This window comes from Mesorhizobium sp. M0496, from assembly GCF_040321205.1.
In the GTDB taxonomy this organism is placed as follows: domain Bacteria; phylum Pseudomonadota; class Alphaproteobacteria; order Rhizobiales; family Rhizobiaceae; genus Mesorhizobium.
Genome location: NZ_JAMYRC010000009.1, coordinates 164,512 through 177,604, shown reverse-complemented (window position 1 = coordinate 177,604; position 13,093 = coordinate 164,512). Strand labels below are relative to the sequence as shown.

General features: G+C 64.0%; 9 protein-coding genes. 5 read left to right on the top strand and 4 right to left on the bottom strand.

The window, feature by feature from the left end:
• The first annotated feature begins 266 nt into the window (after nt 1–266).
• The 4 genes from NKI73_RS11730 to NKI73_RS11715 all read left to right on the top strand — a co-directional run bounded on the left by NKI73_RS11730 (nt 267) and on the right by NKI73_RS11715 (nt 6,884).
• Nucleotides 267–2,810 (top strand): GumC family protein, encoded by a 2,544-nt coding sequence (locus NKI73_RS11730; RefSeq protein WP_352629662.1) that lies wholly within the window; start codon nt 267–269, stop codon nt 2,808–2,810.
• A gap of 180 nt (nt 2,811–2,990) precedes the next feature.
• Nucleotides 2,991–3,890 carry a bifunctional methylenetetrahydrofolate dehydrogenase/methenyltetrahydrofolate cyclohydrolase FolD gene (folD, locus tag NKI73_RS11725; protein ID WP_352629661.1) on the top strand — a complete coding sequence of 300 codons (900 nt, stop codon included), beginning with the start codon at nt 2,991–2,993 and terminating at the stop codon, nt 3,888–3,890.
• A 56-nt stretch (nt 3,891–3,946) separates the two neighbouring features.
• Complete coding sequence (locus NKI73_RS11720) at nt 3,947–4,909, top strand: GlxA family transcriptional regulator (protein WP_013530232.1); 963 nt, start codon at nt 3,947–3,949, stop codon at nt 4,907–4,909.
• Between the two features lie 316 nt (nt 4,910–5,225).
• Nucleotides 5,226–6,884, top strand: coding sequence for a vWA domain-containing protein (locus NKI73_RS11715; RefSeq protein WP_352629658.1), 1,659 nt, complete (start codon nt 5,226–5,228; stop codon nt 6,882–6,884).
• Nucleotides 6,885–6,954: 70 nt separating this feature from the next.
• Here NKI73_RS11715 and edd read toward each other — a convergent pair whose 3' ends face one another.
• The 3 genes from edd to zwf form a co-directional block, all read right to left on the bottom strand.
• Nucleotides 6,955–8,778, bottom strand: coding sequence for a phosphogluconate dehydratase (gene edd / locus NKI73_RS11710; protein WP_352629656.1), 1,824 nt, complete (start codon nt 8,776–8,778; stop codon nt 6,955–6,957).
• Between the two features lie 72 nt (nt 8,779–8,850).
• Nucleotides 8,851–9,567, bottom strand: a complete 717-nt coding sequence (pgl, locus tag NKI73_RS11705) for a 6-phosphogluconolactonase (protein ID WP_352629654.1) — start codon at nt 9,565–9,567, stop codon at nt 8,851–8,853.
• Entirely contained in the window at nt 9,549–11,018 is a 1,470-nt protein-coding gene (gene zwf / locus NKI73_RS11700) for a glucose-6-phosphate dehydrogenase (RefSeq protein ID WP_352629653.1), read from the bottom strand. The genes pgl and zwf overlap by 19 nt, the downstream gene beginning before the upstream one ends.
• 314 nt (nt 11,019–11,332) lie before the next feature.
• Between zwf and NKI73_RS11695 the strand changes: the two genes are divergently transcribed.
• On the top strand, nt 11,333–12,079 hold the full coding sequence (locus NKI73_RS11695) for an SDR family oxidoreductase (RefSeq protein ID WP_352629651.1): 747 nt from the start codon (nt 11,333–11,335) through the stop codon (nt 12,077–12,079).
• A gap of 106 nt (nt 12,080–12,185) precedes the next feature.
• Here the strand turns inward: NKI73_RS11695 and NKI73_RS11690 are convergent, their stop codons facing one another.
• Nucleotides 12,186–13,046: an SH3 domain-containing protein gene (locus tag NKI73_RS11690; protein WP_352629649.1), complete on the bottom strand. Its 861-nt coding sequence runs from the start codon at nt 13,044–13,046 to the stop codon at nt 12,186–12,188.
• Between the last annotated feature and the right edge of the window lie 47 nt (nt 13,047–13,093).

Here is a 13,093-nt window from a genome sequence, read left to right as displayed (position 1 = left end):
CGTTCGGCCAAAAAGCTGCCGATCCGGGCGAGGGGCCGCCTTTGCGGTATGTCACTGGCCTGCGTCATGTCTCAAGCAGAGCCTACGCTGGAAAACTTAACGCGCCGTTCTGGGGCTTAGGGTTGTGTTGAAAATAGATGCAACCGAAGAGAGAAACCGCGGCTTCGGCGCGGGAAAATTAACCTTTTGTTTTCCATGCCTGTTTAGCGTGGCTTAACGAATGGCCAATCGCCGCTCGCAGGTCGCCAAGGGTAAAGTTCCAGACGATGGTCGACAGGGAAAACCGCGAAGACTGGAAGCGCGAGCGCTCGTTGCTGGCGCTTGGCCAGGCTGTGCGCGGCGACGAACCCGACGCGTCCCTGGTCTCGATCGGGGACCGGGCAGACCCCTCATGGCGCGAGGATGCCGCCACGCGCCATCGTCTCGCCCGTTCACAACGCGAAACGCGGACGAACCCGAAGCTGTCGGATCCGGCCGCAACAGACGGCTATCAGTCTGGCTATCAGCCAGCCTCGTCGGTGACCCCTGCGCGAACCGCGCCACGGACACAGTCTACCGAAACCGCAGGCGCCTATCGCCCCGATCGTGCATCCGAACGATACAATTCAGGCGACACGCCGGCATCCCACAATGACGGTTCGGACAGCCAGCAGTGGAAGCCGCTGATCGATCCGATGCAGGTCGTCCGTGGTGTTGGCAAGTCGAAGCTGCTGATCGTGACGACAACGATACTGGGTGCCGCGCTCGGCATTGCCATCGCGCTGTCGACGCCGAAGAAATATGAGGCCACCACCGAACTGATCGTCGATCCGCGTGACCTGAAGCTCACCGACCGAGACCTCACCCAGTCGGTCGTCGCTTCCGACGCCACGCTGGCCATCGTCGAAAACCAGGTCCGGGTGCTGACATCAGGCACTGTTCTCAACAAGGTCGTCGACAAGCTCAATCTCGTCAATGACCCGGAATTCAATGGGCAGGGCGGCGGCCTCAGCGTCATGTCGCTCATCCGCTCCATCCTGTCACGCAATGACGGGCTAGGTAGTGTCGACGACGCCCGCCGCCGTGCGCTTGCTGTCGGCAATTTGGCCGAGAGCCTTTCGGTGGAGCGCGGCGGCAAGACCTTCGTCATCACCGTCAGCGCCACCACGCAGAATGGCGAGAAATCGGCTCTGATCGCCAATACGATGACGGATGTCTTCCTGCAGACCTTCGGTCAGATCCAGTCCGATACCGCGGGTCGCGCTACCGACGAACTCACGGCCAGGCTGGATGAACTGCGCAAGGGCGTCGAGACGGCCGAGCGCAAGGTTGAGGATTTCAGGGCCTCGCACGACCTTGTCGACGCACAGGGCCACCTCATCAGCGACGATGAGATGCTGAAACTCAACGAGCAGCTCTCGGTTGCCCGCGCCCGCACGCTGGAGCTGAATGCCCGGGCGGCTTCGGCGCGTTCGGTCGACGTCAACTCGGTTCTGACCGGCACCTTGCCGGAGGAGATCAACTCCAACACGATGAGCGATCTGCGTTCGCAATATGCGACGCTCAAGCAGGAGGCTGACCGCGCCGCCATCCGGTTCGGCCCGCGTCACCCCGAACTCCAGGCTCTCAATGCCCAGCTTGCCGGCGCACGCGACCGCATCGCCGCGGAGTTGCGCCGCATCGGCTCGTCGCTGCAGGTCGACCTCAAGCGCGCGGTCCAGCTCGAACAGGATCTCGCCTCTCGCCTGGCCCAGCTCAAGGTGCGCAGCGGCGACGTCAACGGCGATCTGGTGTCGATGCGCGAACTGGAGCGCGAGGCTACCGCCAAGCGTTCCGTCTACGAACAGTACCTGCTGCGTGCCAAGGAAACCGGCGAGCAGAAGGACATCAACACCGCCAACATCAACGTGATCTCGAAGGCCTTCGCACCGCTCGAGGCGAACGGGCCGTCGCGGGTCGTGGTGGCGCTTGCCGGCCTGTTGCTTGGCTTTGCCTCCGGCATTGGCCTCGGCGCCATGCGTGGCGCCTATGAGAGCCTGCGTGACACCGCCAATTCGCGCTCGCGCCGCGACCGCAGTGCGGACCAACGTCGGACGCCTTACGAGGACAAGCCATATCGGGCAGCACCCCCGCCGGCGCCGCAACCACCCGCTCCGCAACCATCGGCACCCCCGCCTGCGCCGCCACCGCCCGTAGCACCGCCGCCTGTCCAGCAGGCCGGGACCACGCCGGACGAAGGCCCCGGCAGGGTCAGCGCGCTGCTGTCGATGCTGCGCAAGGCCGTGTCCCGCAAGCCGTTCCCGGAAGAGCCCTTCGATACCGAGTGGGTCTCCACTGAAAACGGGAAGCCGACGCAAGATCCGGCGTCCTATCCCCAGTCTGCACCGGCCTTTGCGCCTCGGCAGCCGGTTGCCGCGGCCTACCCGCCGCCGCCCTTCCAGTCCGGTAATCCTGTTCCCTATGCCCCGCAGATGGCGCAGCCGCCTCAGCCTCCGCACATGGTGCCGCCGCGAGCGTATTCGGGCCCGCAACTCTATCCCTACGCGCAGCCTTTGGCCTACACGCAGCAGCCGGGCTATCCGCAGTCCATGTCGGGCCCCAATGCCAGGCAGCTGCCCTATCCGCCTCAGCCTGCTTCCGCGCTCTATCCGCAACATCCCACCTCGCCGCGGCAGGAGACCCAGCCTCGCGGGCCATCTATGGAGGCGCGGCAGGCCGAGCAGGACGTCGAACCGCAAGCGCCAATCGAGGAAATCCGCGCCAGCCTGCGTGAATTCCGTGAAGCGGTCCGCGAACTTACCGAGAGCCGCGCGCGCCGCCGTTACTTCTGAGCCACAAAATTCTTCGCGCTGCCGTACAAAAGCATGCCGGTTTCGCGTAAACGGCATGGGACGGCGCTTTGGCGGGATTGCGTGTTGGAATTTTCGTGAAGATGCCACGCTGTGAAAGATCAGAACGCGCGTCGCTTCCGGACGCGACGCGCTTGGGCATTTTGGTGTTGAGGGTGGTCCATGGCCGAAGTGATTGATGGTAAGAGTGTTGCCGAAGACGTGGTGCGGACGGTCAAGATCCTGACGGCCGAACTTGTCGCCAAAGGCAAGGCCAAACCCGGTCTTGCCGTGGTCATCGTCGGTGAGGATCCGGCCAGCCAGGTCTATGTCGCCTCCAAATCGCGCACCGCCAAGGAATGCGGCTTTCATTCCGTCCAGCACACGCTGCCGGCCGAAACCTCCGAACCGGCATTGCTGAAGATCATCGGCGACCTCAACGCCGATCCGGCCATCAACGGCATCCTGGTCCAGCTTCCGCTGCCTGCCCATATCGACGCCGGCAAGATCATCCAGACCATCGCGCCGGAAAAGGATGTCGACGGCTTCCATTTCATCAATGTAGGCAAGCTCGGCACCGGTGAACTCGAGACTGCCTTCGTGCCCTGTACACCGGCCGGCTCGATGCTTTTGATCGAACGGGTGCGCGGCAAGGATTTGTCCGGCCTCAATGCCGTCGTCGTCGGCCGCTCCAACATCGTCGGCAAGCCGATGGCCAACCTCCTGCTTGCCGCCAATTGCACCGTCACCATCGCCCACAGCCGTACCAAAGACCTGCCGGCACTTGCCCGCACCGCCGACATTCTGGTCGCGGCCGTCGGCCGGCCGGAGATGATCAGGGGCGATTGGGTGAAGCCAGGCGCCACCGTCATCGACGTCGGCATCAACCGCATTCCCGCACCCGAGAAGGGCGAGGGCAAGTCGCGCCTCGTCGGCGACGTCGCCTATGCCGAAGCGGCCAAGGCCGCCGGAGCCATCACGCCGGTTCCCGGCGGCGTCGGGCCGATGACCATTGCCATGCTGATGGCCAATACGTTAGCCTCGGCCTACCTTGCGGCCGGATTGAAACGGCCGTCCTTCTGACCCGCCAGAAAGCCGCAGCTTTGCCGAACCCCAGTGTTCCCTCAGAACGGCCGGTCATGACTGATCCCGTTCAAGGCGGCCGGCAGTTCGCTTTCCTGCTGGTAGACAAGTTCTCCATGTTCTCGCTGGCCGCGGCGATCGATACGTTCCGGTCGGCGAACCGGTTGCTCGGCCGCGACTTCTACGGCTGGACCACGGTGTCTGCCGACGGCGATCCGGTGATGGCCTCCAATGGCCTGCCGCTCAAGATCGACTACGCCGTTGCCGACCTGCCGCCGGTCGATATCCTCTTCGTCTCGGTCGGCTTGACGACCGAATTTCCCGGCAAGAGCAAGGTGCTGGCGGCTTTGCGCAGCTGGGGCCGGCGCGGCAATGCGCTCGGTGCCTTGTCGGTCGGCTCCTACCTGCTGGCCGAGGCCGGCCAGCTCGAAGGCTACCGCTGCACCATCCATTGGGAGAACCGCGCCGGCTTCGTCGAACGCTTCCCCGACATCAACTGCACGGGCAATGTCTTCGAGATCGATCGCAAGCGCTACACCTGCGCCGGCGGCACCACCTCGATCGACCTGATGCTGGAGATCGTGCGCGGCGATTTCGGCTCGAATCTCGCCAATGGCGTCGCCAACCAGTTCCAGCACGAACGCATCCGCTCGGCCGGAGACCGCCAGCGCGTCGGCCCGGAACGCGACCTGACCGGCAAGTCGGAGAAGCTCAGGCGCATCGTCGAACTGATGGCCGACCACCTCGACGAACCGCTGTCGGCGGTGCAGCTGGCCAAATCCGCCGGCCTGTCGGTGCGCCAGGTCGAGCGCCTATTCCTGCGCCATCTCAGCGTCACGCCCGGCCGCTACTACATGCGGCTGCGGCTGGAGCGGGCGCGCGAACTGCTGCGCCAGACCAACATGCCGATCCTCGACGTGGCGATCGCGACCGGCTTCACCTCGCATTCCTATTTCGCCCAGAGCTACCGGCTGCAATTCGGCAGGCCGCCCTCGGAAGAGCGCCGCACGACCTACTAAATCTCGCTTCCGCTGAAAAGTTCGGCATTCGGCCCGGCGCCGACACGTAGGCTGAAGGGTGCATCAAACGAAAAACCCGCCTGAGCGGCGGGTCACTGGCGCAAATCAGCACCATGGACAAATATCTACCATAGCTGAGGGCGCTGAGTCAAGATAAAATTCCTATCGTGAAAGACTCCCGGCACTGCCGACACCGCCGAACGTCAGATCTTTTGTTAAGCTGAGTTCGGAGCCCTACGCACCGGCACCGACTTGTGTCCCGGCGCCGCGTCAAATAGCTTGCCGCCCGGATCAGGGGCGGATTGAGGAGATTTCGATGGCGGGACTTGCACGGGGCGTCGCTGCGGCGATCCTCCTTTTGTCGATGACGACGTTCGGCTTCGCCGCAAACAAGGTCATCGTCATCCTCGACGCCTCCGGCTCGATGTGGGCGCAGATCGACGGCAAGCCCAAGCTCGAAATCGCCCGCGAGTCGCTGCGAACCGTGCTTCAATCGGTCCCCACCGATGACGAGATCGGCTTCATGGCCTATGGCCATCGCGAGAAGGGCAGCTGCGAGGATATCCAGCTGATCGTGCCGCCACAGGCAGGTTCGGCAAGTGCCATCTCGGCCGCCGCCGACAGCCTGAAATTCCTCGGCAAGACGCCGCTGACCTCTGCCGTCAAGCAAGCAGCCGAGGCGTTGAAATACACCGAGGACAAGGCGACCGTCGTGCTCATCACCGACGGTCTCGAAACATGCGGTGGCGACCCTTGCGCGCTTGGCAAGGAGCTTGAGGCATCCGGCGTCGACTTCACCGCCGATGTCGTTGGCTTCGGCCTCACCGCCGACGAAGGCAAGCAGATCGCCTGCCTCGCCGACAACACCGGCGGCAAATACATCCAGGCTTCCGACGAGAAGGCGCTGCAGGAGGCGCTTGTCGAGACCGTGGCGGCACCCGCTCCAGAACCGGCTCCCGCTCCGGCGCCTGCGCCCGCACCGGAGCCGGCGAAACCGGAATTCAATTTTCAGCCGACAGTGGTGATGGCCGAAGGTAGCGAGCCGATCACCGACGGCAACGCCTGGGAGATCTACAAGGCAAGCGCCGACGGCTCGCGGGGCGATTCCGTCACCACCGAATATGGCACCTACAACGGCAATCTCGAACCGGGCGACTATATCGTCGTCGCACGCGACGACGAGGCCAAGGTGGAACAGAAATTCAAGATCGAGGCAGGCCAGGTCTACAAGCCGCTGTTCACCTTGAACGCGGGCACCATGCTCATTCATCCGCGGCCGAGCCAGGGCGCCGACATCAGTGATGCGGCCAGCCTCAATTTCGCTTATCCGGGTGGCAGCACCACCCACTATGGCGACACCAAAATCATCGTGCCGGCGGGCGAACAGAAGGTCACGGTCCAGATCGGCGCCGGCAGCGTCACCGAAACCATCCAGCTCGCCGCCGGGCAGAAGATCGAGAAGGACGTCATCGTTGGCGTCGGCCATATCGTGCTCAACGCCTTCTATGTCGCAGGCGGCGACAAGGCCGACAGTTCCGGCCTCGGCTTCGAGATCGTCAAGGCGAAGAAGAAAATCGATGGCACGCGTGACAGTGTCGAGCATTCCTATGGACCGGACAGCAAGTTCTGGCTGCCGCCGGACTACTATGTCGCGCTGACCACGCTTGACCTGGCGGTCGTCGAGCAGCCGTTCAGCGTCAAGGTCGGTGATGTCATGGACATCAAGGTGCCGCTCGATGCCGGCGTTCTGGCCATGTCGGCCCCCGGTGCCTACTCGATCGAGATCCTGTCGCCGAAAAAGGACATAGAGGGCAAGCGAAAGGCGCTTGGCCTGAACTATGGCGATACCTGGCAGCAGACCGTTCCGGCCGGCGACTATGTGGTCGTCCGCCACATGTCCGATGCAGGCCATGACAAGGAAATGCCGGTGACGGTCAAGGCCGGCGAACGGAGCGAAATCACCGTTACGCCGTGACAGCCATTTGACTGGTAGCAAAAAGGGCGGCCAAGAGCCGCCCTTTTTCATGGACAGGATGATGATTGCGTCAAGCCGTGCCGAACGCGCTGGCGCCGTGGTCGGCGCGACCGACCAATTGCCGGAACCCGGCAAACAGCTCGCGGCCGAAACCGAACTCGTTGCCGATGAGGTCGGCATCGGCCGTCCGGCGCAATGCGAAGTCGCCGGCCGGCACCAGCACCTCAAGTGTCCCAGCCTCGGCGTCGAGCCGGATGATGTCGCCTTCGTGGATCCTGGCGATGGGACCCTCCTCGACTGCTTCCGGCGTCACATGGATCGCCGCCGGCACCTTGCCGGAGGCGCCAGACATGCGCCCGTCGGTGACCAGCGCCACGCGCTGGCCGCGATCCTGCAGGATACCGAGCACGGTGGTCAGCTTGTGCAGTTCCGGCATGCCGTTGGCCTTCGGCCCCTGGAAGCGGATGACGGCGATGAAATCGCCGGTCAGCGTGCCTGCCTTGAACGCTTCATTCAGCCCTTGCTGGCTGTCGAAAACCTTGGCCGGCGCCTCGATGATGCGCCGCTCCGGCTTCACGGCGGACGTCTTAATGACGGCGTGGCCGAGATTGCCCGACAGCACTTTCAGGCCGCCGGTCGCCTGGAATGCCTTGTTGAACGGCGCCAGCACTTTCTCGTCGCCGCTTGTCCGCGGCGAGGCTTCGCGCACCACGCTGCCATCGGTGCCGAGCTTTGCTTCGACCGCGTAGGGTCGCAGGCCTTCGCCCCAGACCGTCTGCACATCCTCGTGCAGGATGCCTTCGTCGAGCAGTTCGCGGATCAGGAAGCCGAGGCCGCCGGCCGCGTGGAAATGGTTCACGTCGGCGAGACCGTTCGGATAGACTCGCGCCAGCAGCGGCACCGCTTCCGAAAGGTCGGAAATGTCCTGCCAGGTGATGGCGATGCCGGCCGCCGCCGCCATGGCGATCAGGTGGATGGTGTGATTGGTCGAGCCGCCAGTGGCGTGCAGGCCGACGATGCCGTTGACGATCGAACGCTCGTCGATCATCCGGCCAACCGGCGTATAGGCATTGCCTAGCGCGGTGATCGCCAGCGCCCGCTTGGTCGCCTCGCGGGTCAACGCTTCGCGCAGGGGTGTGCCGGGATTGACGAAGGAAGCGCCGGGCGTGTGCAGACCCATGATCTCCATCAGCATCTGGTTGGAATTCGCCGTGCCGTAGAAGGTGCAGGTGCCCGGCCCATGGTAGGACTTGGACTCGGCCTCCAGCAGTTCGGCGCGTCCCGCCTTGCCCTCGGCATAGAGCTGGCGGACCTTGGCCTTTTCATCGTTCGGCAGGCCAGTGGTCATCGGTCCTGCGGGAATGAACACCGCCGGCAGATGACCGAAGGTGAGGGCTGCGATCACCAGCCCCGGTACGATCTTGTCGCAGACGCCGAGATAGACGGCGGCGTCGAACATGTTGTGCGACAGGCCGATCGCGGCCGCCATGGCGATCACGTCGCGCGAAAACAGCGACAGCTCCATGCCGGGCTGGCCTTGTGTCACGCCATCGCACATCGCCGGCACCCCGCCTGCGACCTGGGCAATGCCGCCGGCCTCGCGTGCCGCGTCCTTGATCAGCGCCGGAAAGGTCTCGAAAGGCTGATGCGCCGACAGCATGTCGTTGTAGGAGGTGATGATGCCGAGGTTAGGCACCTTGTCGGCACCCAGCGCCTGCTTTTCCGAGGGGCTGCACACCGCAAAGCCGTGGGCGAGATTGCCGCACGACAGCACGGCCCGGTTGGCGGTGTGGCTCGACGCCTCGGCGATGCGGCTGAGATAACGCTCGCGGCCTGGCTTTGAACGCTGGCGGATACGCTCGGTGATGGCTTCGATGTCGCGTCTGACGGTCATGGTGTCGGTCCTTTCAGGCGAGGTCCCGGAACACAAACCGGCTGTCCGCCGGGACCCTCAGTACATTTCAAATCAGGGCGCCCAGAAAACCTCTACGGGCTTCTGTGCGGCATCGAGCACGGCGCGGATTGGCTTTCGCGGTCCAGATGCCACCGCGCCGTCGAAGGCGGTGCGCTTGTCCTCGCCTTCGATGTGCAGCGCGATGAAGCCGGCATCGACAATGCGCGCCAGCGAAAGCGTCAGCCGCGGCTCTCCCGCACTCAACGCATGAACCGGCAGCACGATCCTGTCGGAGGACGGATCGAGCAGTGTTGCCAGGTCATCGGCATCGGGAAAGAACGAGGCGGTATGGCCGTCCGGCCCCATGCCGAGCACGACGACATCGAGCGGCCAGGGCAGCGACCGCAGCGCCGCATTGTCGGATGAAGCCGCATCCTCGATGCTGGTGGCTTCGTGATAGAGCGGCACGAAACGGGCCGCCTTGGCCGCGTTCTGCAAGAGATTGGCCGCCACCAGCCCGGCGTTGGAACGCGGCGAGGAGGCCGGCACGAAGCGCTCGTCGACCAGCGTCACGATCACCTTGTCCCAGGCGATGGGTATCGCCGATAGGGCGGCGAAGAATTTTGCCGGCGTGGTGCCGCCGGAGACGGCGAGCAGCCCTATGCCGCGCTCGGCGATTGCCCTGGTCAGGCGGTCGGCGACATGACCGGCGAGGGCGGCCGCCAGCTCCTGGCGCCCGGCGAAGCCGTTCCAGCTATAGGCGGTGCCGTTCAATTGCTCTCGTGCCATGTCCGCCCGTCACGTTCGATCAGCGCAATGGAGGCCGAGGGTCCCCAGGTGCCTGCCGTATAGCCCTGCGCCTCCTGTCTGGCGCTTTCCCATGCGTTCTGGATCGGGTCGATCCATTTCCACGCCGCCTCGACTTCGTCACGGCGCATGAACAGGGTCTGGTTGCCACGGATGACATCCATGATCAGCCGCTCGTAGGCGTCCGGCGCGCGGCCATCGAAGGATTGCGCGAAGCTCATGTCGAGCGAGATCTGGCGCAGCCGCATGCCGCCCGGACCCGGATCCTTGATCATGATGAACTGCTTGACGCCTTCGTCGGGCTGCAGCCGGATGACCAGCTGGTTGGCGAAGATCGGCCCGGCGCTGTCGCCGAAGATCGAGTGCGGGATCGGCTTGAATTCGATGACGATTTCCGAAACCCGGGTTGCCAGCCGCTTGCCGGTCCTGAGGTAGAACGGAACGCCCGCCCAGCGCCAGGTACCGATCTCGGCCTTGATGGCGACGAAGGTCTCGGTGTTGCTGTCGTGGGAAAGCTCCTCGACATAGCCCTTTACAGCTCCGCTGGCCGAGGCGCCCGCGCGGTACTGGCCACGCACGGTGTGCTTCGGCGCCTCGTTGCCGTTGATGCGCTTCAGCGCCCGCAGCACCTTCAGCTTCTCGTCGCGCACCGCGTCGGCATCCATCGATGACGGCGCTTCCATGGCGACGAGGCACAGCAGCTGCAGTATGTGGTTCTGCACCATGTCGCGCAGCGCGCCGGCCTTGTCGTAATAGGTGACGCGGTCTTCCAGCCCCACGGTCTCGGCCACGGTGATCTGCACGTGGTCGATATGGGCGGAGTTCCACAGCGGTTCGTAGAGCGCGTTGGCAAAGCGCAGCGCCATCAGGTTCTGCACCGTCTCCTTGCCGAGATAGTGGTCGATGCGGAAGATCTGGCTTTCGTGGAAATCGTCGCCGACCAGATCATTGAGCGCTCGCGCCGAGGCAAGGTCGCGGCCGATCGGCTTCTCCAGCACGATGCGGGAGTTCGGCGTGATCAGATTGTGTTCTTTCAGCTTGTGCGAGATATCGCCGAACAGCGCCGGCGCCACCGCCAGGTAGAAGGCGCGGATGCGGTCGCTGTCGCCGATCGCCTTTTTCAATTTGTCGAAGCCGGCGCCGGTCGTTGCATCGGCCGAAACATAGGATAGCCGCGCCAGAAAGGTCTTCAGCTCCTTGGCGTCGATATCGGCCGATTTGACGTGCTCGGAGATCGCTTGGCTAGCGAAGGCCTGGAATTCCTCATCGCTCATTTTCGAGCGCGACGTGCCGATGATGCGCGTCGGCTCGGAGAACTGATGGTCGCGCTGGCGATAGTAGAGCGACGGCAGAAGCTTGCGTTCCGACAGATCGCCGGTGCCGCCGAAAATGATGAAGTCGAAAGGGTCGACGGGGATGATCTGGCTGGTCATGGTCTGTCCGCTCTGACGCCGGTCACAAATACGCGGCTGATATAATCTAATCGATTTAAATTTTCCAGTGCCATGGTGTCACATCTGAGTGTGGCGCGTGCCTCTTGACAGTCCGGTACCCCGGAGGCTTGTCGACAGGCGCGGCTCCGGAAGCCTTCGCAGTTGCAGCATAGAGCGGGATCGGGGCGAAAGCCAAAGGAGAAATCGGCGATGGCCGCACATCTTTCGACCAACCCGGTCAGAAGCCGTGGCTTGGCGCGGACGCACGCCATTGGCGTGCCGGTCGATCGTCACCAATCATGAGCGGGAAAATCATGCGTCTGGAAAACAAGGTTGCCGTCATCACCGGTGCTGCGTCGGGTTTTGGCGAAGGCATCGCCAGGCGCTTTGCGCAGGAGGGCGCCAGGGTCGTTGTCGCCGATCTCAATGCCAAGGGCGCGGAGCGCGTCGCAGGCGAGATCGGTGAAGCGGCGATCTGGACCCAGACAGATGTTTCGCTGCGCTCCGAATTCGACGAGATGGTCTATGCCGCGAAGAGCGCCTTCGGCCGCATCGACATCATGGTCAACAATGCCGGCTACACCCATCGCAACGGCGATATGCTCAACGTCGACGAGGAAACCTTCGACCTGATCACATCAGTCAACATGAAGGCGATCTATCACGCGGCACTTGCCGTGGTGCCGATCATGGAGCGGCAAGGCGGCGGCGTCATCCTGACCACGGCCTCCACGGCGGGTCTGCGGCCGCGGCCCGGCCTCACCTGGTACAATGCGTCGAAAGGCTGGGCGATCACCGCCACCAAGTCGATGGCGGTGGAACTGGCACCGAAGAACATCCGCGTCAACTGCCTCTGCCCGGTTGCCGGCGAGACCGGCATGCTGGAGAAATTCATGGGCGCCGACACACCCGAAATCCGCGAGAAGTTCCGCGCATCGATCCCGCTCGGCCGGCTTTCGACGCCGCTCGACATCGCCAACGCCGCACTCTGGCTGGCCTCCGACGAAGCCGCCTTCATCACCGGTGTGGCGCTGGAGGTCGACGGCGGCCGCTGTATCTGAAAGTGCCAACACATGACTCCGAAAATCGGTACCGATTTTCGGAACGGATCATGCAAGTCAAAATGCCTGAAATTGGCAGCATGCTTGGCGGCAGATCGCGGTGGCGTCAGGCGCCGGTCTTGATGTAACTCTTGTAAATCCAGCCGGTCTTGCCGTTGTAGGTGATCTGGCACCATTGCTTACAGCTCATCACCTGCACCGAGGTTCTGGCCGGCACCGTGGCGATGGCGGCGGCATTTTTCTTCGGGCCGCTCCGCATGGTCACCGCCCTCAGGATACGCCCCGTTCCGGCGGCCGCGACCTTCCTGGGCTTCGCCTTGGCCTTGCTGTCGTCGCCTCCAGTCGTTGGCTGTTGCGCCGGCACTGGCGGCTGCACCGCGGGGATGGCGGCGGTTTGTGCGCCATCGGGATGGCTGCCCGCCGCCGCGGGGGGCGCGGCAACCTTGGCTAATTCAGTGCTGGCATCGGTATCGGCTGCCGGCTGCGCGAACGCCGCCACCGGCTTGTCCGGCGCCTGTTCAGCCTGGTTCGCCGCCTGGCTGGGAGCAGGCGCGTCGGAAGCGGATGCAGCCTTCGGCTGCGAACCGGTCCAGCGCGGATCATTGGCCGCGAGCGCTTGTACGTTGGCTTCCGCAGCCGCCACGGTCGGTGAAACCGTGTCGGACTTGCGCATCTGCGGCACGGCTGCCGCGGCGACCGCGGCCCCCACCGGGGCTATTTTCGTCGTCTTCACCGGAATCGCTGGAATTGTCTGCTCGGAACTCGCCGCCGCTTGCCTGTCGCCGGCCGGCAATGCCAGCCATAGCGCCACGGCAGCGACGCCAAGCAACGCGGCAGTGCCGATTGCGGCGATCACCAGATGCGAGTTCGAACGGACTCCCTGCCAGAAGGACGGCCGCATGTCGTATCCGAACTGCATGGCAAAGCGCCGACGTTCCGGCGTACCGAAACTGAAGGGCTCTTTCACTTTTGCCACCTCCATAAGTGGGCCAATGTTCTTTAGATCGAAAGCCA

Bases quoted from the DNA above. Each gene is read 5' to 3' on its own strand.
- NKI73_RS11720 (WP_013530232.1), top strand. From the start codon at position 3,947: ATGACTGATCCCGTTCAAGGCGGCCGGCAGTTCGCTTTCCTGCTGGTA.
- NKI73_RS11695 (WP_352629651.1), top strand. From the start codon at position 11,333: ATGCGTCTGGAAAACAAGGTTGCCGTCATCACCGGTGCTGCGTCGGGT.
- zwf (WP_352629653.1), bottom strand. From the start codon at position 11,018: ATGACCAGCCAGATCATCCCCGTCGACCCTTTCGACTTCATCATTTTC.
- NKI73_RS11715 (WP_352629658.1), top strand. From the start codon at position 5,226: ATGGCGGGACTTGCACGGGGCGTCGCTGCGGCGATCCTCCTTTTGTCG.
- pgl (WP_352629654.1), bottom strand. From the start codon at position 9,567: ATGGCACGAGAGCAATTGAACGGCACCGCCTATAGCTGGAACGGCTTC.
- edd (WP_352629656.1), bottom strand. From the start codon at position 8,778: ATGACCGTCAGACGCGACATCGAAGCCATCACCGAGCGTATCCGCCAG.
- folD (WP_352629661.1), top strand. From the start codon at position 2,991: ATGGCCGAAGTGATTGATGGTAAGAGTGTTGCCGAAGACGTGGTGCGG.
- NKI73_RS11730 (WP_352629662.1), top strand. From the start codon at position 267: ATGGTCGACAGGGAAAACCGCGAAGACTGGAAGCGCGAGCGCTCGTTG.